Origin of the sequence: Terriglobus sp. 2YAB30_2 (assembly GCF_052114765.1) — a bacterium.
Taxonomy (GTDB): domain Bacteria; phylum Acidobacteriota; class Terriglobia; order Terriglobales; family Acidobacteriaceae; genus Terriglobus.
Genome location: NZ_JBFRFJ010000005.1, coordinates 32,957 through 59,184, shown reverse-complemented (window position 1 = coordinate 59,184; position 26,228 = coordinate 32,957). Strand labels below are relative to the sequence as shown.

General features: G+C 58.4%; 19 protein-coding genes. 11 read left to right on the top strand and 8 right to left on the bottom strand.

The genetic code is table 11. The features are described from left to right. Positions 1–24: 24 nt before the first annotated feature. On the bottom strand, positions 25–3,996 hold the full coding sequence (locus AB4Y89_RS09545) for a TonB-dependent receptor domain-containing protein (protein ID WP_442300691.1): 3,972 nt from the start codon (positions 3,994–3,996) through the stop codon (positions 25–27). A 278-nt stretch (positions 3,997–4,274) separates the two neighbouring features. Continuing rightward, complete coding sequence (locus AB4Y89_RS09540) at positions 4,275–5,192, bottom strand: bifunctional helix-turn-helix transcriptional regulator/GNAT family N-acetyltransferase (protein ID WP_442300690.1); 918 nt, start codon at positions 5,190–5,192, stop codon at positions 4,275–4,277. A 244-nt stretch (positions 5,193–5,436) separates the two neighbouring features. On the opposite strand from AB4Y89_RS09540, the gene AB4Y89_RS09535 reads away from it, so the two are divergent. Next, the gene (locus tag AB4Y89_RS09535; protein ID WP_442300689.1) at positions 5,437–5,964 is read left to right on the top strand and encodes a (2Fe-2S)-binding protein; all 528 of its coding nucleotides are present in this window, start codon (positions 5,437–5,439) and stop codon (positions 5,962–5,964) included. Then, positions 5,961–8,306 carry a molybdopterin cofactor-binding domain-containing protein gene (locus AB4Y89_RS09530; RefSeq protein WP_442300688.1) on the top strand — a complete coding sequence of 782 codons (2,346 nt, stop codon included), beginning with the start codon at positions 5,961–5,963 and terminating at the stop codon, positions 8,304–8,306. Before AB4Y89_RS09535 ends, AB4Y89_RS09530 begins: the two co-directional genes overlap by 4 nt. 209 nt (positions 8,307–8,515) lie before the next feature. On the opposite strand, the gene AB4Y89_RS09525 is transcribed toward AB4Y89_RS09530, so the two are convergent. Beyond that, the gene (locus tag AB4Y89_RS09525) at positions 8,516–9,910 is read right to left on the bottom strand and encodes an ArnT family glycosyltransferase (RefSeq protein ID WP_442300687.1); all 1,395 of its coding nucleotides are present in this window, start codon (positions 9,908–9,910) and stop codon (positions 8,516–8,518) included. Between the two features lie 333 nt (positions 9,911–10,243). Between AB4Y89_RS09525 and AB4Y89_RS09520 the strand changes: the two genes are divergently transcribed. The 3 genes from AB4Y89_RS09520 to AB4Y89_RS09510 all read left to right on the top strand — a co-directional run bounded on the left by AB4Y89_RS09520 (position 10,244) and on the right by AB4Y89_RS09510 (position 16,097). Next, on the top strand, positions 10,244–13,774 hold the full coding sequence (locus AB4Y89_RS09520) for a polysaccharide deacetylase family protein (RefSeq protein ID WP_442300686.1): 3,531 nt from the start codon (positions 10,244–10,246) through the stop codon (positions 13,772–13,774). 94 nt (positions 13,775–13,868) lie between these two features. Beyond that, on the top strand, positions 13,869–15,434 hold the full coding sequence (gene pruA / locus AB4Y89_RS09515) for an L-glutamate gamma-semialdehyde dehydrogenase (RefSeq protein ID WP_442300685.1): 1,566 nt from the start codon (positions 13,869–13,871) through the stop codon (positions 15,432–15,434). A gap of 285 nt (positions 15,435–15,719) precedes the next feature. Continuing rightward, entirely contained in the window at positions 15,720–16,097 is a 378-nt protein-coding gene (locus AB4Y89_RS09510) for a response regulator (protein WP_442300684.1), read from the top strand. A gap of 6 nt (positions 16,098–16,103) precedes the next feature. Here the strand turns inward: AB4Y89_RS09510 and AB4Y89_RS09505 are convergent, their stop codons facing one another. Beyond that, entirely contained in the window at positions 16,104–16,679 is a 576-nt protein-coding gene (locus tag AB4Y89_RS09505; RefSeq protein ID WP_442300683.1) for a LuxR C-terminal-related transcriptional regulator, read from the bottom strand. Positions 16,680–16,907: 228 nt separating this feature from the next. Here AB4Y89_RS09505 and AB4Y89_RS09500 point away from each other — a divergent pair, with 228 nt between their 5' ends. The 4 genes from AB4Y89_RS09500 (at position 16,908) to AB4Y89_RS09485 (ending at position 21,550) form a co-directional block, all read left to right on the top strand. After that, positions 16,908–18,560 (top strand): FAD-dependent oxidoreductase, encoded by a 1,653-nt coding sequence (locus tag AB4Y89_RS09500; RefSeq protein ID WP_442300682.1) that lies wholly within the window; start codon positions 16,908–16,910, stop codon positions 18,558–18,560. Continuing rightward, positions 18,557–19,996, top strand: coding sequence for an ATP-binding protein (locus tag AB4Y89_RS09495; RefSeq protein ID WP_442300681.1), 1,440 nt, complete (start codon positions 18,557–18,559; stop codon positions 19,994–19,996). The genes AB4Y89_RS09500 and AB4Y89_RS09495 overlap by 4 nt, the downstream gene beginning before the upstream one ends. Positions 19,997–20,072: 76 nt before the next feature. Further along, positions 20,073–20,750 carry a peptide-methionine (S)-S-oxide reductase MsrA gene (msrA, locus tag AB4Y89_RS09490; protein WP_442300680.1) on the top strand — a complete coding sequence of 226 codons (678 nt, stop codon included), beginning with the start codon at positions 20,073–20,075 and terminating at the stop codon, positions 20,748–20,750. 128 nt (positions 20,751–20,878) lie between these two features. Next, on the top strand, positions 20,879–21,550 hold the full coding sequence (locus tag AB4Y89_RS09485) for a YceI family protein (protein ID WP_442300679.1): 672 nt from the start codon (positions 20,879–20,881) through the stop codon (positions 21,548–21,550). A gap of 82 nt (positions 21,551–21,632) precedes the next feature. On the opposite strand, the gene AB4Y89_RS09480 is transcribed toward AB4Y89_RS09485, so the two are convergent. The 4 genes from AB4Y89_RS09480 to tdh are packed head-to-tail and all read right to left on the bottom strand — an operon-like array spanning position 21,633 to position 24,509. Further along, positions 21,633–21,923 carry a type II toxin-antitoxin system RelE/ParE family toxin gene (locus AB4Y89_RS09480; RefSeq protein ID WP_442300678.1) on the bottom strand — a complete coding sequence of 97 codons (291 nt, stop codon included), beginning with the start codon at positions 21,921–21,923 and terminating at the stop codon, positions 21,633–21,635. Continuing rightward, the gene (locus AB4Y89_RS09475; RefSeq protein WP_442300677.1) at positions 21,923–22,210 is read right to left on the bottom strand and encodes a ribbon-helix-helix domain-containing protein; all 288 of its coding nucleotides are present in this window, start codon (positions 22,208–22,210) and stop codon (positions 21,923–21,925) included. The genes AB4Y89_RS09480 and AB4Y89_RS09475 overlap by 1 nt, the downstream gene beginning before the upstream one ends. A gap of 52 nt (positions 22,211–22,262) precedes the next feature. After that, positions 22,263–23,468 carry a glycine C-acetyltransferase gene (locus tag AB4Y89_RS09470; RefSeq protein ID WP_442300676.1) on the bottom strand — a complete coding sequence of 402 codons (1,206 nt, stop codon included), beginning with the start codon at positions 23,466–23,468 and terminating at the stop codon, positions 22,263–22,265. A 3-nt stretch (positions 23,469–23,471) separates the two neighbouring features. Beyond that, entirely contained in the window at positions 23,472–24,509 is a 1,038-nt protein-coding gene (gene tdh / locus AB4Y89_RS09465; protein WP_442300675.1) for an L-threonine 3-dehydrogenase, read from the bottom strand. Between the two features lie 314 nt (positions 24,510–24,823). On the opposite strand from tdh, the gene AB4Y89_RS09460 reads away from it, so the two are divergent. Both AB4Y89_RS09460 and AB4Y89_RS09455 read left to right on the top strand, forming a co-directional pair. Next, positions 24,824–24,952 carry a hypothetical protein gene (locus tag AB4Y89_RS09460; protein WP_442300674.1) on the top strand — a complete coding sequence of 43 codons (129 nt, stop codon included), beginning with the start codon at positions 24,824–24,826 and terminating at the stop codon, positions 24,950–24,952. Between the two features lie 88 nt (positions 24,953–25,040). After that, the gene (locus AB4Y89_RS09455) at positions 25,041–26,072 is read left to right on the top strand and encodes a YeiH family protein (protein WP_442300673.1); all 1,032 of its coding nucleotides are present in this window, start codon (positions 25,041–25,043) and stop codon (positions 26,070–26,072) included. Positions 26,073–26,228 lie beyond the last annotated feature (156 nt).

The window sequence follows — 26,228 nt, the reverse complement described above, 5'->3', positions numbered from 1 at the left end:
CGCTGCATTGAGAGTATAGAGAGTTTAGAAGGTCAACCGGCCGGAGAACTGGAAGGCTCGGGAATCCGCGCTGGCGAAGTTCAACGTACCGAAGGTCGAGCTGTTGACGTTTACACCAATCTGGCTGTTCGCAGCATTATTGCCGAAGGTCGTGTGATTGGTGACATTCTGGCAATCGACTCCAAAGATGAATTTCACCCGATCATTGAAGTCAAACGTGCGACGAACATTTGAGGTGAGACGGTAGATGCTGGGACCACGGAGGCCGTAGGCTCCGACGCGAGTCAGGTTTCCAATCTTCGCGTTTCCAGCGTTGCAGAACGCACCGTTCGACGAAGCGCAGGCAATACTGCCGGCGCCCACACCTGAGTTCGTGGTGGAGATGTAGCCGTTCAAATAGGACTTGGTTCCCAGCGTCGCCGCCGTCACGCCCTTACCCCAACCATCGCTGGTGCGTACTGACCCACTGAATGCCGGGTTGTAGTCGGGCATGCAGGTACCCTGGCCGATATTCTGTTGCGTATTGCAGGAACCAACAATTGGCAACGCGATACCGGAGGAGTACTGGAAGATATCTCCCGTCTGCCATCCGCCAAGCAGTGCCCGAACCAAGAAGTTATTCCCACCGATCTTGCCTTTACCGAACGGCAACTCATAAACACCGAAGACGCTCAGGTTCTGCGGTTGTGAATTGATCGAGAGTGAGCGATCGATCGCGTTCTGCTTCCACGCCTTGCCCGTCGATGTCACTGCGGCAGGAAGATCCCAACCGGATCGGGCGGTTCCGGCATCGTCAATATTCTTCGAGTAGGTGTAGTTCACATTCAACGTCAGACCGTGTGCCGCGCGATGACTCACACTGAGCTGAAAGGCATGATAGTTGGCATTCGCTACATTGCCCCAAGGGTCCGAGGTACCGGAATACTGCGGCATCCAGGTGAGCATATGAGCGATGGTTGCATTGGAGTTGACTGCCGCTGCAGCGGTATATCCGGAGTATGGCGCCGCCAGGGCTACACCACTACGGGTCTGTGCTAATGCAAGATTTGCTGTCGTTGCAGGCAGGTTGAGGCAGGAGTTGAAAGCAGTTGTCCCTGGTGTCTGGCTGCAGTCCGCCGCGCCGACCGAGGCGAGATACGATGCCGGCACCTGGCCTGATTGCAGACCACGAATATTGCTGGCGCCCGCCAGGAAGTGGCTCTGGCTGCCGACGTAGTTCGCAGTAACGGTGATGCTTGAGGTAATCTCCCGCTGCAGACCGAAGTTCCAGAAGTTGAAGACGGGAGCACGTCCTCCCAGATACCTATCCGGATAAGAGATACCGCTGCCGTTGCCCGCTGAGGTGCCCGAAGCACCATTGCAAGGTGTGAAGTTCTGTCCCGAACAAACGTAATACCCCGTGCCCAGGGTCTGGCTCGTCGCCGTAATCGTTGCGGGAGCGGGAAGAACATATCCCTGTCCACCCCAGTTTGAGTTGGCGCGATTGAGATAGAAGGCCGGCCCGGCAGTGCTATCCGTAAGCGAGACCGCGGAGGTGAAACCGAGCTGGCCCGTTCCGGTGCCAGCGCCACCGGCTCCACCGGTACCGCCTGCATGGGAGTACAGTAGGCCGAAGCCTCCACGCACTACGGTCTTGTCATTGATCGTCCATGCCAGACCGAAGCGCGGTCCGAAGTTCGTTTTATGTGTATCTACGGGCGTGCTGCAGTTGCAGCTCACAGGCAATCCGCCCGCACGGTTTCCCGCGAACTGCAGTGCTCCCATATTTCCCGTGACGGGGTTCTGGATATTCGGATTCAGGAACGACCAACGGTCCATTACCTCGCGGTAGGTGGGCAGATAGTCATACCGCAGACCGATATTGAGCGTAAGATCTTTGCGAATTCTCCAGTCATCTTGTCCATAGGCCGCCCAGGGATGGAAACGTCCGCCCACAACACTGAAGGCCTGTTGCGTGATTGAGGAGCTTCCCACCGCACCGATCATGAAGCTGGAGTAGGAGTATCCCGTATTTGTCGCATAGCTGCTGCCCGACAGATTTGCCGTCTCATTTGTGCTCCAGTTCAGTGTCATCGGTTGAGAAGCTCCGTCCGCAACGCTGGAGTTGTTCTCAAGCCACTGATACTGGAAACCGAAGTTGAAGGAGTGTGCGCTGTGCAACCAGGACAGGTTGTCCTTGAGGGTATAGGTCTCCGAGACATTCGTCGTCGTCGGTGTATTGCCTACCCACGCGGCCGGCGCATTGGTGCCGGCGAAGCTGGTGTTTGGGAAGTTCTCCGAGGCCTGGCCTGCCGGCAGGCCACTGATCCCTGCAGCCGTCGCGGAATAGAGTGGGTTCCCCTGAGTGATATTGCGTACAGGAGGGCCACCGAAGTTCATGAAGCCATACTTGAACTGATTCACCAAGTTGCCGGTAATGACGTAGTTGTCCTCAAGCGAGGCCCAGTGCCCGGCAACGGTCGACATAGTGGTGGCCAGATAAGGAACTGGTAGATTCGCAGTGGTGGAGGTGTATGGAACCGCATGCCGGTTACCGCCAGTAACCACCATGATCAGCGTTTGCTTCGGAGAAACAATGTAATCAATACGCCCTGAGTACATCCAGTTGTCATACCCCGCAGGGACACCTCCGAGATAGTTATTGGTAATGGTGCCCGTCGTATCAACAGTGGGAGCGGGCAGATACTTCTGCATGAATTGTGTGATGGGCGAAAGCTGGCTGGCCGGAATAATGTTCGCCCCGCCAGGTGTGACGAGCACCGGATTTCCCGCGGCTCCATTCGCGGTTCCTGGGCCATACCCGTACTGATACCGGCAGGGTCCACTCGTGCTGTGCGCGGTGCAGCTTGCCTGCGTCGTCGGATCGTAAACAGGATAGTTAACTCCGGCAGTGTTGCCTTTGCCGCCTGTAGCGGCATTTGCAGCCAGCAGTTCCTGAAAGTTGCCCTGGCGCATCAACGTGGTCGGAATCGTGCTCGCGCTGGGATTTACTCCCTGGCTGGAATGGAACTTGTCATACGTGGCAAAGAAGAACAACTTGTCATGGCCATCGATGAGATGCGGAATCTTGATGGGACCACCCACTGCAAAGCCTGTCTCAACCTGATGCTCCGGCGTCTTCGGCCCATCCACCTTCGTGGCAACTCCATTCACCACGACAGTCTGCTGGTTACCAGGAGATCCTGGCTTGGTGCTGAAGGTCCAGGCATCGAAGACCGTGTTGCGAAAGTAGCCAAAGATCGATCCGTGGTACTTGTTGCCGCCACTCTTGGTGTTGTAGTTCTCAAGGCCCGCGCCTTGATACTCCGCGGAGAATCCGGACGTCACAACTTTTACCTGGTCGATGGCCTCCAGGGGCACGATATTAAAGACTGGCCGGTTGTCGCCCTGTTGTGACAGCGTCGTAATCGGCAAGCCATCGACGTACAGCTCGCCCAGCCGCTGTCCTGTTCCGCCGATGATCGAGGAGCGGCCTCCTGCAGGAACCTGCGCGCCGGGCAGCAGGTTTGAGAACTGGGTGATATCCCGCTGCTGCAGGCCGGTAATCATGATCGGCAGTGCGGTATACAGCTTGTTGTCGATAGTTCCGCCGATCGTGGCATTGGTCGTTTCAATCATTGGGGGCGCATCGGTGATCGTCACCGTCTCACCTTGATTACCGACCTTGAGCGCAACATTCAGACCGATGTTTGCCAGTGCATTAACCTGAATATTCTCTTGCCGGAAGGTGCTGAAACCGGTGGCGGTAACCGTCAGCGTATAGGTGCCCGGTACCAGTGGGGCGACGTTATAGACACCGTCGCCGGTCGTGGTTCGCGTCGTGTCCACACCAGTAGCGGTGTTATGGGCGACGACCGTCGCGCTCGGGACAATGGCACCCGTTGGATCCGTCACCGCTCCGGAGATGGCACCCTCACCACCCTGGGCGAAGGCAGCCCCCAGGGAACTACTGAACAGCACAAACAACGTTAGAAAACGCACAAAAATACGAAGCATCGGACAGAAACCCTCTCTGCGGAGATTGAAAAGACCGGCAGGCCCGTTTCGATAGAAAAATAGTTTCGAGATGGACGAGACGGTATTTGAACTAAATATCGATCGTCAAGAAAAATCGTTTTGATTTAGGCGTGCTAAATCGCCCCAAATAAATTGAGACGTCTCGTATTTGCGGGGTAATTGTGCGCAGGGCGATCGTATCGAAGCGCTATGACGTGAAAGGCGCTAGCCCATCTCATGGGCAGGCGATAGGCCTTAACCCGCTCCCTTGTCCGCCTTCAAGATCTTCGAATAACCTTCTTCGGCGTCTCCGCAATCTCTTTCATCAGAAACACCGTCGCCTGTGGGTTGTCGTTGTAACGTTCACAAGCCACAAAGCCTCTCCGCTGATAAAGATTGATGGCAACGCGCAGATCATCCTTACTGTCGAGATAAATCCGCTTAAATCCCCGGCTCTTTGCAAAGGACTCCTGCGCATCGAGCAGAGCATGCGCGACACCCTTGCCGCGAGCACTCGGCCTGACGTAAAGCCGCTTACACTCCGTCGCTCCCGGCATCGATGGCAGACTGTGAAGATAGGCGCATCCCACAATCTTTCCGTTCAGCGTGGCGATCCACACACCCGCATCGGGATCGTCCACGATCTCGCGCACAGACTCAGGCGTATCCCGCACCATCACGCCCACCGCCTCGTAATACTCCTGCAGCAGATCAAGCACTTCGCCAGTGACCTCGCTCAGGCGCTCGACCTGCACCTCAGAGTTCTTCTGCGCGGTCAGCAGAGAACGTACGACGGAGAGCGAGCTGACCAGTTTCTCCCGCTCCTCTCCGCTCAGCCCCTGCAGCATCTCCTCGATCTGCTGCTCCGATTGCCGGTTGAGCCCTGCCACCTTCTTCTCTCCGGCCGCGGTCAGTGAGAGCAGACGCTCCCTGCTGTCGGCCTTTGACACCGTCTGCCGTACAAGCTTCCGCTTCGTCAATGAAGCCAGCAGCCGGCTGATATAACCCGCATCCAGCCCCAGGACTCCCCGAAGGTTCGATGCCGTCAGCCGCGGATTCGCCCAGATCTCATACAGCATGCGCGCTTCGGTGAGCGAAAACTCGCCGTCCAGATGCCGCTTCCGCAGCAGACCCAGCCGGGCCGTATAGAAGCGATTGAAGTCGCGAATGGCAAAGATCTGGGCGGCATCACTCATGCATTCGACCTTAAATTAAAATAGTTGCTTTAAGCAACTATCGTAGGTCGCCTTCGCAAACTGATCCCGTCAAAAATATGCCGATCGCGCCAAAAGCCGATTTTGCCGGCCGCACGGTGGCCCAGTCAGGCGGAATGGGCTACTCTTCTGTGGCAGGCTCCGCGGACCCCTCGCTGCGCGGCAAACACTATCATTACTGCTCGCCACCGAGACGAAGCCGGAGCTCAAGCCTGGAGGTGGGTCGATGCTGACGATCACAGTCAATGGAAAGAAGCGCGAGGTTCACTCCGCGGAAGATACGCCGCTTCTCTACGTTCTTCGCGACGAGTTGGATGTCACCAGTCCCCAGTTTGGCTGCGGCCTGGCGCAATGCGGAGCCTGTTCCGTACTACTCGACGGCAAAGAGGTTCGTTCCTGCATTACACCCGCCACGGCTGCAGCAGGCAAGGAAATCACAACCCTTGAGGGCCTGCCTGACCGCTGGGCGAAACAGCAACATCTCTCCGCCGCACAGGCAGCAAAGACATTGCACCCGGTGCAGGAGGCCTGGATCGAACAGCAGGTTCACCTCTGCGGCTTCTGCCAGAACGGCATGATGATCAAAGCCACTGAGCTGCTGGAAGGCAAGCAGAACCCCTCCGTCGAAGAGATCAAGGACACCTTTACCAACTCAGGACCGTCACCACATCTGTGCCGCTGCGGTAGCTACGTCGCCATCATCGAAGCCGTCCGCTTTGCTTCGACCCTCATGGCGAAAGGAGGCGCGCAATGATCGGATTTACAGAACAGACCACCGATATCTATGGCGCACAGCTCAGCCGCCGCGGATTTATGAAAGCCGGCGGAGCGCTGATGGTCGGCTTCCGCATGCTGCGTTCCAGCGCAGCCGAAGCGGCCGCCGCCAACACCAGCCTTCGCGCCTTTGACGCTTCCCTGCCGGGCTCGTGGATCGAGATCCGGCCTGACAATACCGTCCTCTTCCGTACCGGCAAAAGCGACTTCGGCCAGGGCACCATCTATACCGCGTACCGTCAGATCGTGGCCGAAGAGCTGGATCTTCCCTTTGAGGCGATCACCACCATTGTCACCGGCGATACCGATGTCACCGCGGACGGCGGAGGCACCTTCGACCTTCTTGGTAACGGCTCACCCAATATCCGCAAAGCCGCTGCGTATACCCGTCAGGCAATCTTGCAACTCGCCTCAGAACATCTTGGAGTTCCTGCCGAACAACTCTCGACCCATGACGGCATGGTCTCCGGAGGCGGAAAACAGGTTCGCTACGGCGATCTGGTGAAAGGCAAGGATCTCAAGCTCACCATCCCGGTCAGCGGCGACCTCACCAGCATCTTTGGGCTTGCGGTCGGCGGTAATCCACCGATGAAGCCGGTCAGCAGCTACAAGGTGATTGGCAAGTCGTATAAGAACAGCGTCATCGCCCAAAAGGTGAAGCACCAGGAACCGTGGGTCACCAACATCAAGCTTCCGGGCATGCTGCATGCACGCACCATTCATCCAGCCACGCTGGGATCACGCCTGGTCTCCGCCGGTAAAGTCGACAAGAAATATCCCAACGCGCAGGTCATCGTGAAAGGCAATCTGGTCGCCGTTGTTGCACCCACCGAGTGGGAGGCGATCCAGGCATCGGGGCAGGTTGCCTCTACCACCAAATGGACTGAATGGAAGGGGCTTCCCGGCAAAGAGAAGCTCTACCAGCATCTGCGCAACGAGGCTGACTGGAACGCCACCCCCGTCCAGAAGAGCCGCAAGAGCACAGGCGACGTCGCCTCCAGCATGAAGTCCGCGGCAAAGGTGCTCAACGCCACTTACGAACTGCCTTACATGAAACACGCACCCATCGGTCCCACGGTCGCTGTTGCAGATTACCGTCCAGACGGCGTCGTTACCGTGCACACGCACACGCAGAACGCACAGGCGTTGCGCGGCGAGCTCGCCATGATGCTGGGCGTCGGCCCCGACAAGGTCATCGTCAAGACCTACGCCGGCGCCGGTCACTACGGCCGCTCAAACGGAGGCAACGCCGGAGCCGAGGATGAAGCTGTCCTTCTCTCCAAAGAGCTCGGCAAGCCCGTGCGCGTTCAGTGGATGCGCAACGATGATATTCAGTGGTCCACACAATCTCCCGCAGCCTTCACCGATATCAGGATCGGGCTTGACGCCAACGGCCGCATCGTCGCGTACGAAGCCGACCACCACCAGCCCGCCGGCCAGGACGACCGTCCGATAGGAGCCGTGCTTGCCGGGCTTCCCACCATGCCGGCTCCTTCGGAAAAGGGCGGCATGCTCACCAGCATTGCCAACGGCAGCGCCGATCCGTGGCAGTACGATGCCGTCCCCAATCTCGAAGAGCGTTACCACGGCACCTTCCAGGTCGGCCAGAAAGCCTCTCCTCTCGCCATTGGCCTGCGTGACCACAGCATGCGGACGCCCACGCAATACCAGCAGAACTTCCCGCGCGAGCTTGCCATCAGCGACGCGGCAGCGCTTGCCGGAACCGATCCCCTCCAATTCCGTATCGACCATGCGAAAGAAGAGCGCCTGATTCACGTGCTGCAGCGGCTGCGCGAAGAGTCCGGATGGCAGACACGTCCATCGCCGCAATCTACGGCCGTATCCACAAGCTCAACTCCTGTTCGCGGACAAGGCGTCTCCGTCATGTTTCGCGGTGGAGTCTACTGGGCCTGCGCCTGCCAGATCGCCGTCACCCCGGCAACCGGAGACGTGAGGGTCGAAAAGTACACCATCGCCGTGGATCCCGGCATCGTGGTGAACCCGGAGCAACTCAAACGGCAGATCGAAGGCGGAACCGTAATGGGCATCAGCCAGGCACTCCACGAAGAGGTAGCCTTCGATGAAGGAGCCATCACCGCCGCCGACTGGATCTCTTACCCCATCCTGAAGATGAACGAGATTCCGGAGATCAAGGTCGTTCTTCTCCATAACCCAGCAGTCGGCAGCTACGGACAGGGCTCGGAAGCGGCCAACGCTCTTGCGTCGCCGGCAATTGCAGCGGCCGTCTTCGACGCGACCGGAAAGTCGATCCGCCGCCTTCCGCTGCGCTCAACCTATATCAAAGAGCTGCTGAAGGCATAGTCACGAAACGCGCACGAATGGGAACCGTGGGCTTTTATCAGCGGGCTTCTGCCTGCTGATCCCACCCCTGCCAGCACCGGGAACTCCGAATCACATCCCACCCATCGCGATGCGATGGATGGGGCACCCAATTCTGAGGTAAGGCGAATCTGGGTGCCCCATTCATGCGAAGCATGAGCGGGAGATTCGAGCGGAGCTCGAACCACGGACTAAGGCGCCGCCCTATTCTCTGATTCTGCAGCCCGCGGCTTTGTCAGCGCCACAGCGCTCAACACAATCCAAAAAGGAACGAACTCCACCGTATAACGCGGCTCGGAGTTATCGACTGTTAACAACAGCGCACACCGCAGAACACCATACGCCAGCATGGCAAGCAGTATTGGACGCAGGTCGGGCCGGCCTTTCAGCCTCCACGCCCCTATCACTGCGAACACAATCAACGCCAGATTCAACGCGCCCAGGAATAGCGCACGGCTAAATTGAAGCGGCGACGACTCACTCCATCGCCACCACTGCAGTGGCCCGGGAAGCCAGTCCACGCGCGGACGCAGCAGCATATTTCCGAGCCGCGCCACTGGCAGCAGCACGTAGTAGCGTAGCGGATGGGCTTGCACCCGCGCCTGCGCAATCGCTGCAAAGCGGGCATCCACCTCAGGCGAGTTCCGTTTGGTCTCGTTGTAGAGAGCGAAGACGGCTGCCGTCTCTCGATATTGCTCCGGCGAATCGAACGCCCGCTTCGGCAGCGTCGCAAAGTCCATGGCATCGCCGTCGTAGTCCCAATAGATATCTTCTGTCGACGCGTAGTCGATCGCCCATGTCCGATACCATCGCTGGAAGCCATACGGGTTCGGCTCTCCCGGATCGTTCGCGTAGCGCGGCGCCAGCGGCTGCAGCACATGGAAGACCCGGTAGTTCCGAACGGTCCACGGAGCCAGGGGAAGCACCGCCAGCAGGGCACACACCGCCGCGGGAACAATCGTCTCTTTTACCTTCGACAGCCCGAATCCGTGCCCCAGCAGCATCGCCGGCAAGACTGCTGCCGCCAGCAGACCTTGATCAGGCCGTAACAAAATGGCATATGCCAGCGCCGTACCCAGTACGACGACCCAACGCCACTGCGGGGCATCCAGCCACTGCTGTAACGCCCAGAAGGCCAGAACCGTACAGAAGAGCGTTAACGTCTCCGTTAATCCGGCAGCCGTAAACTCTGCCAGGAAGGGACACAACACAGCCAGCCACAACGCCGTTATCGCCGCCCTCTCGCCTGCAAAGCGCCGGGCGAGCAGAGCCAGTAAACCGCAGGTCAGCAGATCGACCGCCACCTGCACCCACAGCGCCGCCTGCAGGTTAGCCATACCGAAGAGCCGGAAGCAGACCCCGAGGAAGATGGGATATCCGGGTAGCCGGATCAGGGTTGGCCGAACCCCTGCTTCCTGAGTAAACCCATAGACGCCGTGGGTTATCCAGTTACGAATCACCTCTGCATAGAGCTGCGGGTCGCCCTGCAACTGTGGGTAATGTCGGATACAGTACGCCCGCAACAGGGCGCCGGCAAAGAGGGCGACGATGGACCAAAACAGAACTCGGGCCCTAGGGTGTGTCATCAAACTCCTGGCGGACAGCGTTGCGAGAGAAAATTGGCGCAGACGAGGCGGAGGCCGAAGGCTGTGGCGGGCCCACAGTCGAGGCCGACAACGAAGTATGGGGCAATTTTCTCCGCAACCCTCCGGGCCGGGGCGGATTTTCCCGATCTCTTCGTCCCTCGTCGTTCCAGTAGACCAGCTACAGTTCTCTCCTCACTCCTCGATCTTGAAAAAATCCGCTCCCGGCGCCGACCGTCAGGAGTTTGATGACACACCCTCTGTGTGTCATCAAACGCATCATACTGTGCCAGGTTCGCAATTCAGTTCTAAGATGAGGCATAGAACGTACTTACGATGACGAAACCTGTCTTTTACGATCCGCAACGACGCCGCTGGAAACGGCTGCGCCGCATCTTTGACGTCTGCGCGGTCATTGGCAGCATACTCATCGTGTTCTTCATCATCGGCCTGGTGCGCATCCGCCCCCTGCCGCAACTGCTCATCGAAGTTCCCAAGCGGAATTACAAGTCGCTGTCCAATCCGCCGGTTCCTGAGCTGACGCCCAGAGAGCGCGCCCAGCTCAATGCCCATCGCCGCACCACGCGCAAGCCCTCTGATATCGCCTTCAACTCCGGCGAAGGTCTACGTGCGGCCTATTACGTCGACGACGATCCAGCCAGCTACTCCTCGCTGAAGCAGCACATCCACCAGATCGATCTGCTCTTTCCTGAGTGGCTGCACGCCATCAGTCCCGACGGTGCACTCACCGCCTACACCATCGATAACCGTCCGTTCTCTGTCGTTGATAAAGCGGGCGCGGTTCATGGCGTCGATCATGAAAACAAGGTCGTCCGCACCATCACCCAGGCACGGGAAGATACCGAAATCTTTCCCTTGCTGAACAACTACGACATCAAGCGCGGCAACTTCACGTCCGACATCGGGCAAATCCTTAACAACCCGGACGCCTCGGCAAATCTCGTCCAGCAGATTCACACCTTTCTTGCCGCCAATCCGCGTTACCGTGGCATCTCGCTCGACTTCGAAGAGATTCCCAGCGACGCCCAGCCCGGCTTCCGGGCTCTGATAGCCGCCCTCTACGCGGACTTCCATCCACACAACCTGCGGCTCTATATCAATGTGCCGGTCGGTGACGACGACTTCGACATGGCCTATCTGGCCGCGCACTCAGACGGTCTGCTGCTGATGAATTATGACGAGCACCAGACCGAGAGCAAGCCCGGTCCCATCGCTTCGCAGGAATGGTTTGTGCAGAACCTGCAGGACATCCTGAAGAAGGTCCCGAAAGAAAAGCTCATCTGCGCCCTCGGTTCCTATGGCTATGACTGGTCTACGACCATGCCGGAGCCCGTGGACAAGAGGCGCCCGCACCGCAAGCCACCGGTGCCGAAAGTCGTAAACACGATCAATCTGGCAACGCAGGAAGCCTGGCAGGAGGCGGTCGACTCAGAGGCAGAGGTCGTCCTGGATCCAGACACGCTGAACCCGCACTTCGCCTATGACGATGTCGATGCAAAGATTCGCCACGAGGTCTGGTTCCTCGATGCCGTCACGGTAGTCAATGAGATGCGGGCCGCTCGTGAGCTCGGCCTGCAGACGTATGCTCTCTGGCGCCTGGGAACTGAAGACCCATCGATGTGGAAGATCTGGGACCAGCCCGGTCGTTCTAATCCAGTCAAAGAGCTGGCCGACGTCCCCCCGGGCAACGGTATCGATACCGAGGGAGACGGCGATGTCCTCAAGGTCACCCGCCCTATGCAGAACGGTCTGCGTACGGTGAAGATGGACGATGACAACAAGTTCATCGCCGAAGAGACATTCCAGAAATACCCGCTCTCCTATACCGTCCAGCTATACGGCTATCACCCGAAGCGGGTCGCGATCACCTTTGACGACGGTCCCGATCCGGACTGGACTCCAAAGATCCTCGACATTCTTAAGAAGTACAAAGTACCTGCCACCTTCTTCCTGATCGGAGAGGAAGCACAGGAAAATGTCGGTCTGGTCAAACGCATCTACCGTGAAGGCCACGAGATCGGTAATCACACCTTCACGCACCCCGACATCAGTGAAATCTCGAAGAGCCAGCTCGACCTGGAGCTCACGCTCACCACCCGTCTCTTCGCCAGTAAAGTCGGCGTGCAGCCTCTCTACTTCCGTCCGCCTTACTCCATCGACCAGGAACCGGATACCAACGATCAGGCCGCTCCTGTGGAACACGTGCAGAAGCTCGGCTATGTGATCGTCGGCAACAAGATCGACACCAACGACTGGGACGAGCATCCGCGCAAGACGCCGGCCGAGATCACCGAAAGCGTCTGGGACCAGATCGACATGATGGAACAAAAGCCGTGGATGCGCGGCTCCATCATCCTGATGCATGATGGCGGCGGAAACCGCCAGCCCACTATCGATGCCCTTCCCGTTCTCATCAAGGCCCTGCGACAGCGCGGCTATGAGATTGTCCCTGTCTCCCAACTGCTGAGTAAGAGCCGTAACGAAGTGATGCCGCCCATCACCGGCTTCCGGCAGCGCTGGCAGGCTTTTGTCGATTCGGTGATGTTCTCGCTCTTCGGCTTCTTCAATCACTTTGTCGTCGCGGTCTTCTTTGCCGGCGACGTCCTGATGACCGCGCGGCTCATCATCATCGGCCTCTTTGCCCTGATTGATCGTCTCCGCAAACGCAGGTCGATGGCCGGCGAGGACTACATGCCGCGTGTCGCGGTTCTGATTCCGGCATATAACGAAGAGAAGGTCATCGCCCGCACTATCCGCTCGGTGATGATGTCGAACTACAAGAACCTCCGTATTGTGGTCATCGACGATGGTTCCAAAGACCGCACCTCCGCTGTCGTCCGCGAGACCTATCCGAAGGAGATCGAGAGTGGCCGCCTCACGCTGCTGACCAAGCCGAATGCCGGCAAGGCCGAGGCTCTCAATTACGCGCTGCAACAGATCGACGAAGAGATCTATATCGGTATCGACGCCGACGGCGTCATCGCTCACGATGCCATCTCACGCCTGGTGCCACACTTCGCCAATCCGAAGATCGGCGCCGTCGCCGGCAACGCCAAGGTCGGCAATCGCGTGAACCTCTGGACGCGCTGGCAGGCGCTTGAGTACATCACCAGCCAGAACTTCGAGCGCCGCGCGTTGGATCTGTTCGATGTTGTCATGGTGGTTCCCGGAGCCATCGGCGCATGGCGCACCCGTGCCGTACAGGACCTCGGCGGCTATCACGCCAACACTGTCGCCGAAGACGCCGATCTCACCATGAACCTGCTCGAACAGGGCTATTCGGTGATCTATGAAGACCAGGCGCTCGCGTTTACCGAGGCACCTGAGAATATGCGCGGCCTGATGCGGCAGCGATTCCGCTGGTCCTTCGGCATCCTGCAGGCTGTCTTCAAGCACATCGGAGCCGTCAGACACCATCGGGCCATGGGTCTTTTCGCCCTGCCCAACATCATCATCTTCCAGATCATCCTGCCGCTGCTCTCGCCGCTGATCGATCTGATGTTCATCGCCAGCATCGTGCACTATCTGCTGGACAAACACTTCCATCCGGAAGCAGCCTCCAATGCCAGCTTCCTGAAGCTACTGGCATTCTTCGTCACCTTCATGGTGGTGGACTTTGCCGCGTCAGCGCTCGCTTTCGCGCTTGAACGTAAGCATCCAGCGAGCAAAGGTGATGGATGGCTGCTGGCGCACATCTGGATTCAGCGCTTCAGCTACCGCCAGGTCTTCTCGGTCGTGTTACTGAAGACCATCAAGCGCGCGATCGACGGCAAACCCTTCAACTGGGACAAGCTGGAACGCACGGCACAGATGTCGGTCGAAACGGAACAGCTGACCAAGACGTAGTCCTGAGAGCCGAAGGCAACTATTCAACCATTCAATAAATCAACTATCGGGGCCATCTGGCCCCGCCTAACTTTAGCGATAAACTTAACCTGATATGCCGACCCTTGACCTGCCTCCGTTTGAGAACGAACCCTTTGTCAATTTCAACGACCCGGCCGCAGCGCAATCCATGCGCGAAGGCCTGGATACGGTCGCAGGGCTCCTCGGCAAAGAGTACGACCTCATCATTGGCGGCAGACGCGTCGCCGCCTCCGAAAAGATCGTCTCCGTCAATCCCGCGCGCACGGGGCAGGTTGTCGGCATTCATCAGCGCGCCACCGAAGAGCATGCCGAGCGGGCGATGCAGGCAGCGCAGACGGCCTTCCAGACCTGGTCCCGCCTTCCCATGGAAGATCGCGTCAAAGTTCTGGTTCGCACGGCTCAGCTTGTACGGGCACGTAAGTTCGAGTTCTGCGCCTGGCTGACCTACGAGGTCGGCAAAAACTGGGCCGAAGCAGATGCTGACGTGGGCGAGACCATTGACTTCCTCGAGTTCTACGCTCGCGAAGCTCTGAAGCTCGACCAGTCCACAACACCGATCCAGTATCCCGGTGAGCGCAACCGGCTCCGCTACATGCCTTTGGGTGTCGGCGCCGTGATTCCCCCGTGGAACTTTCCCCTCGCCATCATGGCGGGCATGACGGTTGCCGCCATCGTCTGCGGCAACACTGTCGTTCTTAAGCCATCTGCCGATGCGCCGACCATCGCCGCACGCTTCGTTGCCGTATTGGAAGAAGCGGGTCTGCCTGACGGAGTTGTAAACCTGCTGCAGGGCGAGGGCCCCGAAGTCGGCCGCGCTCTCGTCGACCATCCCCAGACCCGCTTCATCTCCTTCACCGGTTCGAAGGCGGTCGGTCTGGAGATTCATGAGCGCGCTGCCAAGACCCAGCCCGGACAGAAGTTTATCAAGCGCACCATCCTCGAGCTGGGTGGGAAAGACTCCATCATCGTCGAAGCGGACTGCGATCTCGATGCTGCGGTTGAAGGCGTGGTCGCCTCAGCCTTCGGATTCAATGGTCAGAAGTGCTCCGCCTGCTCGCGCGTCATCGTCAACAAGGCGATCTATGACACCTTCACCGACAAACTCCGCGACAAGGTCTCTGCCCTCAAGACGGGCGATCCCGTGGAGAACGTCTATACCGGTCCGGTGAGCAGCCAGCGCGCCTTCGACCGTGTGATGAGTTATCTGGCTCTAGGGAAAACGGAAGGCAAGCTGCTTCTGGGCGGTAACGCTATCCCTACCAAAGAAAACGGCTATTACATTGAGCCCACAATATTTACCGATGTTGCACCAACGGCTCGCATTGCTCAGGAAGAGATCTTCGGCCCGGTGCTCGCCGTAATCAAGTCGCAGGACTTCGACGATGCGCTCTCGATTGCCAACAACACCGAGTACGGTTTGACCGGAGCCCTTTATTCCAACTCCGCCGCCAAACTCGACCGTGCCCGCGTGGAGTTCCACGTCGGCAACTTGTACTTCAACCGCAAGTGCACCGGCGCTATGGTCGGAGCGCATCCCTTCGGCGGCTTCAATATGAGTGGTACGGACTCCAAGGCGGGCGGAGCAGACTATCTGCTACTCTTCACGCAGGCGAAGTCCATCGCTGAAAAAGTGCAGTAGAGCCTCTTCCCTGTAGATTGTGGTGTAGGGCTTCCGTATCTATGGGCGTTTTTCCGCAATGAAAACGCCGCTGCACACCCTGCCGGGCCACCCGGCAACTGGGAAAATGCTCTGGCGTGCATTGACACTCACCGCTGTCTAGAGCAATTCTCCTAATACGGTGGCTTTGGATAAATCTGCGAATGCCGTTTTCTTCGTAGGAAAACGGCGCAAACAGCCAAAACTCCGCCCTACACCTTTAGGAGAAATGCTCTAACGGAAAATTCCCGCGAGCGAGGAGGGACCGTGGCCCGCATTCTCTGCGTAGATGATGAGTCGGATGCTCTGCTTCTGAAATGCGCAATTCTGGATCGGGCCGGTCATACGGCGATCCCGGCTCCATCTGTTACCCAGGCGCTGGCACATCTGCGGACGACGCCCTGCGACGCCATTGTGATGGACTGGCAGCTTGGCACAGAAGACGGTCACCTTCTGCTGCAGCAGATCAAACAGCTCTCTGCAGCTCCCGTCATCGTCGTCTCCGGCTATGTCTCCCGGGCCTTTCAGTCTTCGGAACCGACAGCCGACATCTATCTCGAAAAGCCAGTCGATCCCTCGGAGCTGGTCACGATTCTGGAAACACTCCTCCGCCCGTCAGGGAACGCAGCCCCGCTTGCCAGCTAGGCGTGTTTAGGTGACGGCCACGCCCTCGACCACATGGTGGTGGATGGCGAACAGCGCCAGCTCCAGGCGATCCGAGACGCCGACTTTACCGTAAACACTGCGCAGGTAGTTTTTGACAACCTGCTCCTTGGTGCCTAACTGGTTGGCAATGTCCTTGTTGCGGCATCCCCGGACGATCAGCCCCACGACCTGCATCTCGCGCGGCGTAAGCTTCTCGCGGACGAGGTGACCCATATCATCCTTCGTTCCGGCGGACTGCCTCGTCTCCGGAAAAACCCGCTGCCCGCGGGTTACCCGGCGTACACACTCCACCAGCGCCTGTCCGTCCACATCCCGGTTGACCACGCCAAAGGCCTTGGCCCGTGTCTCCTGGGTCGGTTCTTCACTCTTTTCCAGGACCAGGATGAGTCGGCTACCCGACTCATGGACTGCGGCGAACAGTGCCGGAAGGTCGCTGCACATAGACCGGCCCACCAAAACGATCGATGCCCGGAACGTACGCACGGACTCCATCAGCCGTTGTTCATCGCCACACTGCGCCACGATGCGCGTCTCGTCATCGCGGACTAAAACCCTCGCCATTCCCGCGCGGAAAATTGCCTCGTTGTCTCCCAGAATCAGCCGGACCATCAGTCGATACCTCTCGATAACTCTCTCGTCACGGCTTATCGGCACGCTTGCCGCCCTCGCAAGCGGTGTCTGGAAACGGAACACATCTTGCGCTCGGCACATCTCGAGTTGCAACCTAAATTTTGCGTCCCGGCGGCTGTGGAACGAATCTAAAAGCCGTCGCGAAGCTAGACTCACGGTATGCCCAAACCAATCATCCTCGCAGTCGACGACGATACCAGCGTTCTGGAAGCGGTAGTCCAGGACCTTCGCCGCCATTACGGGCAGCAATACCGTATCCTCCGGGCCGCCAGTGGCAAAGCAGCGCTCGATACGGCTGAACAGCTCAAAGAACGCGGTGAACAGGTCGCACTCTTCCTCTCAGACCAGCGCATGCCCGGTATGACCGGTGTGGAACTGCTGGAAAATGTTATCCCCCTCTATCCAGAGGCGAAGCGAGCCCTTCTGACCGCCTATGCGGACACCGAAGCAGCCATTCGGGCGATCAACTCCGCCAAGATCCACTACTACCTGAACAAGCCCTGGGATCCGCCCGAGGAGAAGCTTTACCCGGTGCTGGATGATCTTCTGGAAGCCTGGCAGCAGGGTTACAAACCTGCCTTCGAGGGACTTCGGGTTATCGGCACCCGCTGGTCGCCCCAGGACCACGCAACCCGGGACTTTCTCGGCCGCAACCATGTGCAGTATCAGTGGCTTAACCTGGAACAGCACCCCGAAGCCACCAAGCTGCTGGAAGAGCACAAGCTCGATGCCAAAAACCTGCCGGTGGTCTGCTTCGGGAACGGAGACGTTCTGGTGCAGCCGTCGCAGCTCGAACTCGCCCAGAAGATTGGCCTCCGTACCCAGGCGGAACAACAGTTCTACGATCTGGTTGTCATCGGGGCAGGTCCCGCCGGCCTGGCCGCCGGCGTCTACGGAGCCTCCGAGGGCCTTCGCACCCTGATCGTGGAGCCTGAGGCACCTGGTGGACAGGCAGGCTCCTCCTCCCGCATCGAGAACTACCTTGGCTTCCCCCAGGGCCTCTCCGGCGAAGAGCTGGCCAAGCGCGCCACCTTACAGGCCAACCGTCTCGGAGCCGAGTTCCTCACCCAGCGTGCTACCTGCGTTCGCGGCGAAAACAACTACCACATCATCACGATGGCCGATGGCAATGAGGTCTCCTGCCATGTCTGCCTGGTCGCCACCGGCGTCTCCTACTGCAAGCTTGACGTCTCCGGAGCCGACCGCTTCACCGGTGCAGGCGTGTACTATGGCGCTTCCATGAGCGAGGCCATCTCCTGCGCCAATGAAGAGGTCTACATCGTAGGTGGAGCGAACTCTGCCGGCCAGGCCGCCATGCACTTCTCCAACTACGCCGCTTCCGTGCGGATGTTGGTCCGCGGCGTTGGTCTTGAGAAGTCGATGTCGAAATACCTGATCGATCAGATCGCCTCCCGTCCGAACATCACGGTCGAAACTCAGACTGAGATCGTCGGCTTCGATGGCGATACTCATCTTGAGTGCATTACCGTGAACACTCCGAAGGGCGAAGAGAAGCGCTCCACCTCTTCTGTCTTCATCTTCATCGGTGCCGCACCCAAGACCGATTGGCTGCCCTCCACCGTTTTGACTGACGCTCGCGGCTTCATCCTTGCAGGTCCGGACCTCCCTTCTGACCTGAGAGCAAAACTCAAGATCGATCGCGATCCATATCTGCTGGAGAGCAGTGTCCCCGGCATCTTTGTCGCCGGTGATGTCCGCCATGGCTCCGTCAAGCGCTGTGCCTCCGCCGTTGGCGAAGGCTCAATCGCCGTACAGTTCGTTCACCAATATCTCGCAAACCTTTCCAGATGATGATTGACCTAACCCAGACCGTGTCGCTCACACCCGCCGAAGTTACTGAAAAACTTCGTGCGCTGCCTGTCTTCTCCAACCTCTCCGAAGAGGAGCTGACCTGTATCTCGTCAGCTCCTGTCGTGCATGTCCCTGCAGGGCAGATTCTTGCCCAACAGGGAGAGAAGCTGACCCTGTTTGGCATACTGCTGCAGGGGTCAGTCCGTGGTTATTACTACTACGGCACCAAGCAGGTACAGACGGTCTCCACTCTCGAGCCTGGGGCGGTCATGGGCGAGTACGCCCTCATCACCCAGCAGGCAATCCCTGTCACCGCAGAGGCATTAGAAGACTGCCTGATCCTCTCCTACTCCGTAGAAGAATTCTGGGGCCTGATGGCGCGCTGCCCTTCTATGCGCGCCTTTATCCTGGGCCAGTTGAATGAGCGGTTGCGCGGCGCACAGCACCGCTCCATTCAGGAAGAGAAGCTGGCTGCCCTCGGTACTCTGACTGCCGGTCTGATGCACGAGCTGAATAACCCGGGCGCAGCCGCCAGTCGCGCCGCCAGCCAGCTCCGAAGCAATCTTCGCCTGATGCATGAGCTGGGCAAGGCGTTCTCTAAAGAACACGACATGATGGAGTTCAACTGTGTGTGGTCGTTGCAGGAACGTGCCTTCTCCACAGAGCGGCCACAGTGCATGAGCTCCCTGGAAGAGGCCGACGCTGAAGAGGCGCTGGCCGAGTGGCTGGAAACCAATAACGTTTCCAACTCCTGGGGCCTGGCTCCCGTTTTGACCTCCATCGGCATCACTACCCACGATCTGGATTGCCTGAAGGCTGAAACACTCCAGGATGGTAAACATTCGGTCGAAAACATCATCGCCTGGCTCGCCTCCATGGTCAGCTCCATGCAACTGGTAGGCACCATCGAAGAAAGCATCACCCGCATCACCGGCCTCGTCAAAGCAGTAAAGACGTACACCTACGAAGGCAAGAGCGGACAATCCATAGACCTGAATGAGAGCGTGCATGCCACGCTCATTCTTTTGAAACATAAGATCTACGAGAAACAGCTCAGCATCAAAAAGAGCTTTGCCGGCGGCCTTCCTCCTCTCTCTGTCCACGCCGCGGGCCTGAACCAGATCTGGACCAACCTCCTCGACAACGCGATTGATGCAGCGCCCGCCCAGGGCGGCGAGATCAGCGTAAAGACCGGAACGAACGATGGCCGGATCTTCGTCACCATCGGAGACAACGGAGCCGGTATCGCACCCGAAGACCAGGGCAAGATCTTCGAAACCTTCTTCACGACCAAGCCCATGGGTGTCGGCACGGGACTCGGACTCGGCATCGCACAACGCATCGCCGAACAGGCGGGCGGCGCCATCAGCTTCACCTCGGAGCCCGGCAAAACGGAGTTTACCGTCAGCTTTCCCATCAAGCAGGAGTCGAAGTAGCTTTTCCTGAGATGTCCGAACAACGCCTGTAACCTGCCAGCGGGTCCGGAGTCCAATGCGAGGAGGGTTAACTGCCATGCGCAAACTTTCAGCAGTATTCGCGGGCATACTTGCCATGCTCACACTCCCAGGAGGAGCCGCGACGAAGCAGCCGGTTCCCGCTCCGGCTCACGATGCCGCCCTCGCTACGACCCATGGCCGCCAGACAGCCGTCTTTGCCGGTGGATGCTTCTGGGGCACACAGGCTGTCTTTCAGCGTCTGAAGGGTGTGCTGCACACCACGGCCGGATACTCCGGCGGCACCAAAGAGACGGCAAACTACGGCCAGGTTGTCACGGAGACCACCGATCACGCCGAGTCGGTTGAAGTCGTCTACGATCCTGCGCGCATCACCTACGGCACGCTGCTGCGCATCTTCTTCTCCGTAGCGCACGATCCCACACAGCTCAACCGCCAGGAGAACGACATCGGCTACTCTTACCGCTCGGCTATCTTTTACGCCAATGAAGAACAGCGCAAGCTGGCCACCGATTACATCACCCAGCTGGATGCGGCCCATGTCTTCCACGGGAAGATTGTCACCAAGCTCTCTCCTCTGCAGGCTTTTTACCCCGGAGAGGACTATCACCAGGACTATGCGCTCAAAAACCCGGGCAATTCCTACATCCAGGTGTGTGACCTTCCGAAGATCGCAGCTCTGAAGGCGCAGTTCCCGGAACTCTTCGTCGAATACAACGGCCACTATCAGCCGTAAAGAACAGTAATCAACAGTAAAGAACGCAGGAGAAACGGGCTGTAACCGTTTTTCCTGCGGCTTTTTTCGCACCCGTCCCGTCAAACCTCCACTACGCAATCACATCTGTTTTCCTTTGTGGAGGTTGTATGTCTCACAAGCCCACTCTGCTTCTGGCAGGTCTGCTGATTTTTGCCAGCGCCGCTGCCAATGCTCAGATGCCCGGTCCCGGCGGCCCCGGTGGACCGCAGCAGCCACCGCCGCCCCCGACTCCCGGCGCCAAACTGGACGTCATCTCCGATGGTTCGTCTGCCAGCTATCGTGTGACCGAACAGTTTGTCGGCGTGGCTTTTACCAATGAAGCCATCGGTACGACGAACCTGGTCTCTGGCACCCTGACCATCAAGGCCGATGGAACCGTCGATCCCGGCTCCAAGATCACCGTTGACCTGCGCGGCCTGAAGAGCGACCAGGACCAGCGCGACGGCTTTGTCCAGAACCGCACCCTGGAGACCGCAAAGTTCCCCACAGCGGAGTTCGTTCCCACCAAGGTGACTGGCCTGGATAAGCTGATTCCCTCCGCCGGACAGACAGGCATTGCCCTCACCGGCAACCTCACCATCCACGGCGTGACCAAAGAGGTCACCTTCCAGGGCATCGCCACTTTCAATCCGCGCGACAACATGGTCGCCGGCCGCGCCAAGACGATCCTGACCTTCGACCAGTTTGGCCTCAATCCGCCAAAGATCGGCCGCCTGGCCAGCGTCGAAAACAAGATTGACCTGGAACTTGCCTACCGCTTCAAGCGCAGCCTGCCGTAAGCGGCTTTCAAACGAAAAAGGCCCGGATAATTCCGGGCCTTTTCTATCTGACACAAGACATCTTTAGGAACATAGACGTCAATCACTGTTGATAAAGTGCAGGCAAATTACGGCCGCCAAAAACTACACGTTCGAACCTCACCGAGTCACCGTCAATCGAAAAGAGAATGACATACCGGCCAAATACAGCAAGCCGCGCTTCTTCCCCAATCTCAGGCCTTAACTGGTAGTGCGAAGGATTCTGTGAAATCCTCCGTATCTCTTCGCGCATCTCACGCACAAAAGTGACGGCACGGCGCGGATTGTCCTGAGCTATCCAATTTGCGATGTCTTCAAGGTCGTCCTTGAGAATCGGTGAGAGTGTGTAGCGCACTAGCGAGTGACGCCTCTTGCGTTCGCGATTGCCTGATACTTAGCCTCAAGCTCATCGAACACTTCATCCGGATCAAGACCTGGACTTTTGTCGGCACGCGCTTGTTGCCATAGCTGACGCAACTCAGTGACGCCGTTTTGCTGCAATTGGCGTTTATACGTCCAGTCGCGTAAGGCATCACGAATGACCTCGCTCGAAGAGGCATACTCCCCGCTATCAACAGCCTGACGGACCTGAGAAACCATCTCAGGAGGAAGAGCGATCGAAATCTTTTCAATAGAAGCCATCGTGCCCTCCGGTAGGAATTATTCCTACCGAAGCATAACACGTTTCCAGCACCTACAAAATCCCCATCCTCTTCGCCGACTCAGTCAGAATCTCCAGCGCCCGATCCAACTGAGCCTTCGTGTGCTCACTTGAAACAATCGTCCGTACACGCGCCTTTCCTTCCGGAACCGTCGGAAATGCAATCCCTGTCGCCAGCAACCCAGCTTCGAACAATGCCTTGCTGAACTCCATCGTCAGTTTTCCCTCACCGACGATGATCGGCGTAATCGGAGTCTCGCTGGCGGGCGTCGTCTTTCCGCCCACATCAAACCCAGCATTCGTTAGCTGCTGTTTGAAGTAGCGCGTGTTCTCCCACAGCCGGTCGATCCGCTCCGGCTCATTCTCCAGAAGATCGAAGGCCGCAATGCAGGTCGCCGCCACCGACGGTGGATGCGATGTCGAGAACAGAAACGGTCGCGCACGATGGTAGAGATACTCAATCAGGTCGCGCGATCCGCACACATACCCGCCCAAAGCACCAATCGCCTTCGACAGCGTGCCTACCTGCACATCCACACGTCCATGACAGTGGAAGTGATCGACCGAACCGCGCCCGTTGCGGCCCAGCACGCCGGATGCATGAGCATCGTCCACCATCATGATGGCGCCGTACTGCTCCGCCAGATCGGCGAGTTTGTCTACGGGACCGATATCACCATCCATCGAGAAGACACCGTCCGTGATGACTAACTTGCGGCCGGGTTCATTCTGTACTTCCTTCAGCAGCTCTTCGCAGTGAGCGGCATCCTTATGGCGAAAGACCTTGATCTTCGCCCGCGAGAGCCGCGCCCCATCGATGATGGAAGCGTGGTTCAGCTCATCAGAGAGAATGAAATCTTCCTTGCCGAGGATCGATGAGACCGTTCCCGCATTTGCGGCAAAGCCCGACTGGAAGACGACGCAGGCTTCCACGTTCTTAAAAGCCGCAATTTTTTCTTCGAGCTCAAGGTGGATTTTCATTGTGCCGGCGATCGTCCGCACCGCACCGGAGCCGACACCATACTGCTCAGTCGCCTTCAGTGCGGCTTCCTTCAGCTTTGGGTGATCACACAGGCCGAGGTAGTTGTTGGAGGCAAGGTTGATCACCTCGCGGCCGTCGTAGATGCTGACCGGCCCCTGTTCTCCATCGAGTACACGCAGCTTGAAATAGGTCCCGCGCTCCTTCAGCTCATTCAGGGCAGCGGTCAGATGTGCAAGTTGAGGACGTGTCTGGCTCATGCGTTATATCGTGCTCCAATCCAGGATGACCTTCCCTGAGCTTCCTTCCCGCATTGCGTCGAAGCCCTTTTCGAACTCGTTCCACTGGTAGCGATGCGTGATCACCTTGCTGATATCGAGACCCGACTGCAGCATCACCGTCATCTTGTACCAGGTCTCATACATCTCGCGGCCATAGATACCACGAATGGTGAGCTGATCGAAGATCACGTGGTTCCAGTCGATGGCAATCTCCGAGGGCGACGGGATACCCAGCATCGCAATCTTGCCACCGTGCGACATGGTCGCGATCATGTCTCGGAAAGCGTTCTGATTGCCGCTCATCTCCAGCCCTACATCGAAACCCTCATGCATATCGAGCTGCTGCATCACATCCGTGAGGCTCGTCTCCTTCGGATTCACCGCCAACGAGACACCCGCAGCTTTGCGTGCCAGCTCCAGCCGGACCGGATTCAGGTCTGTAATCACGACATGCCTCGCTCCGGCATGCTTCGCGACAGCAGCGGCCATAATGCCGATGGGACCTGCTCCCGTTACCAGCACATCCTCTCCCAGTACCGGGAAGGCTAGCGCCGTATGCACGGCATTGCCAAAGGGATCGAAGATCGCCGCAACATCTGTGGGGATATTGTCGGCATGCCGCCAGATATTGGTCATCGGCAGCACCACATATTCGGCAAAGGCTCCAGAGCGGTTCACACCGACACCCAGCGTATGAGCACAAAGGTGGCGTCGCCCCGCCAGGCAGTTGCGGCAGCGGCCGCAGACCACGTGTCCCTCACCGCTGACCCGGTCTCCCGGATGGAAGTCGGTGACATTAGAACCAACCTCAACGATCTGACCGACAAATTCGTGGCCAATGGTCATCGGCACCGGAATCGTCTTCTGGGCCCATTCATCCCATTGATAGATATGAAGATCTGTGCCGCAGATCCCTGTTGCCAGAACCTTGATCTTGACGTCGTTGATGCCGATCTCCGGCTCAGGAACATCTTCCAGCCACAGCCCTCTTTCGGCTCGGCTCTTGACGAGAGCTTTCATGCGCAACCCTGCAGCTTTCCGGGCGCCCTTTGGGGGGTCGGACGCCGCCCCCATTTTAGAGCCCGCCGCCCTTGACGTGAGGCCCGGGAACATCTAACCTCTCACTAATGGTTATGAACCGCATCGCCGCTTGTACCTGTTGCGTTTGTTGCAACAGCGTATGCTGCTGCGCGGTTTCTGACCTGGCCTAGCCAAAGCGTAAAAACGCTCCCAAGATTCAGAGACCCACGCATCAGCCAAAGCGCGATGCGTGGGTTTTCTCTTTCCGGCGCATCGCGAAACAACGAACCACCCCGGTAAGGAGTTTCGCAACGATGTCACCGAATCAAACCAAGGTCGCCGTCAAGCACAACACAGCCGTCATTGACATGCTGGCCATCGGTATTGCCCTGGCACTGGCCGTACTGGTCCGTCTCAACGTTGTTCCGCATATCAGCTTCTAGCACTTTGCAGTCTCGCTGAACCGTGTCTACTGTACTCGCATCCCCGGATACCTCCGCGCGGAGTTCCGCGTCTGTCTACAGGGGACTTTTGCGTCTGCTACCGGGCATCGCGCTGCTCTTCGGTATCGGGTTCCTCGGCAAACTGATCGAGCACGAATTTACCCACCTTCGCACCGAGTACCATCTGCGCCTGCCGCAGATCGAGTATGTGCTCTGGGCCATCATCCTCGGCCTCATCGTCTCCAACTCCATCGGCGTCAAACCCATCTTCCGTCCCGGTGTCGCTACCTATGAGCTCTGGCTGAAGCTCGGTATCGTTCTGGTCGGCGCACGCTTTGTCTTCTCCGATGTCTTGCGCATCGGCACCGTCTCCCTGCTGCTCGTATTTATCGAGCTGGCGCTGTCACTCACTGTCATGACGCTGCTGGGCCGCATCTTCGGCCTGCGTCCGAAGCTGACCTCGCTGCTCGCCATCGGCTCCTCTATCTGCGGCGTCACCGCCATCATGGCAGCGCGCGGAGCGATCGAGCCCGAGGAAGAAGACGTCTCCACCTCGATCGCCGCGATTCTCACGCTGGGCGCAATCGCTCTCTTCACCTTCCCGGCGATCGGCCACCTGCTCCATCTAAGCCAGGAGAGCTACGGCATCTGGACCGGCCTGGCCGTTGACAACACTGCCGAGGCTACCGTGACCGGCGCGCTCTACGGCGATGTTGCCGGACGCTTCGCTATCCTCGCCAAGACAGCTCGCTCTGCCTTCATCGGCTTTGTCGTTCTCGGTTACGCCGTCTACTGGGCTTCCAAGGGACAGGCGCCCGATGTACCGAATAAGGCGCTGTTCCTCTGGCAAAAGTTCCCCAAGTTCATCCTCGGCTTTCTCGTCATCTCGGTGCTCGCTTCTTCGAGCTTCTTCAATACCTCGCAGCTTTCCAGCCTGAGCAATCTTTCGCGCTGGGCGTTTCTTCCGGCATTTGCCGGAGTTGGCCTGCGCACCAACCTGCGCGACCTGACCGGGCAAGGCTGGCGGCCCATCGTGGTCGGCATTCTCGGCGAGATCTTCATCGCCCTGGTCACACTTGGACTGGTCTACTGGACCTTCATCCGCGGAGACATTCGTTAATGTCACGCCGCGCCTCCGCAGAATCCTGTTGTTGTTGTCGCTGACCCGTTCGGGTATTGCGCACCTTCCTGCATCTTCTGGCCAGTTTTCACTTCACATCTAAGCCGCGCTGCACCCTGCAGACGCGCACCCAAGAACCACAAGGAGATTGACTCC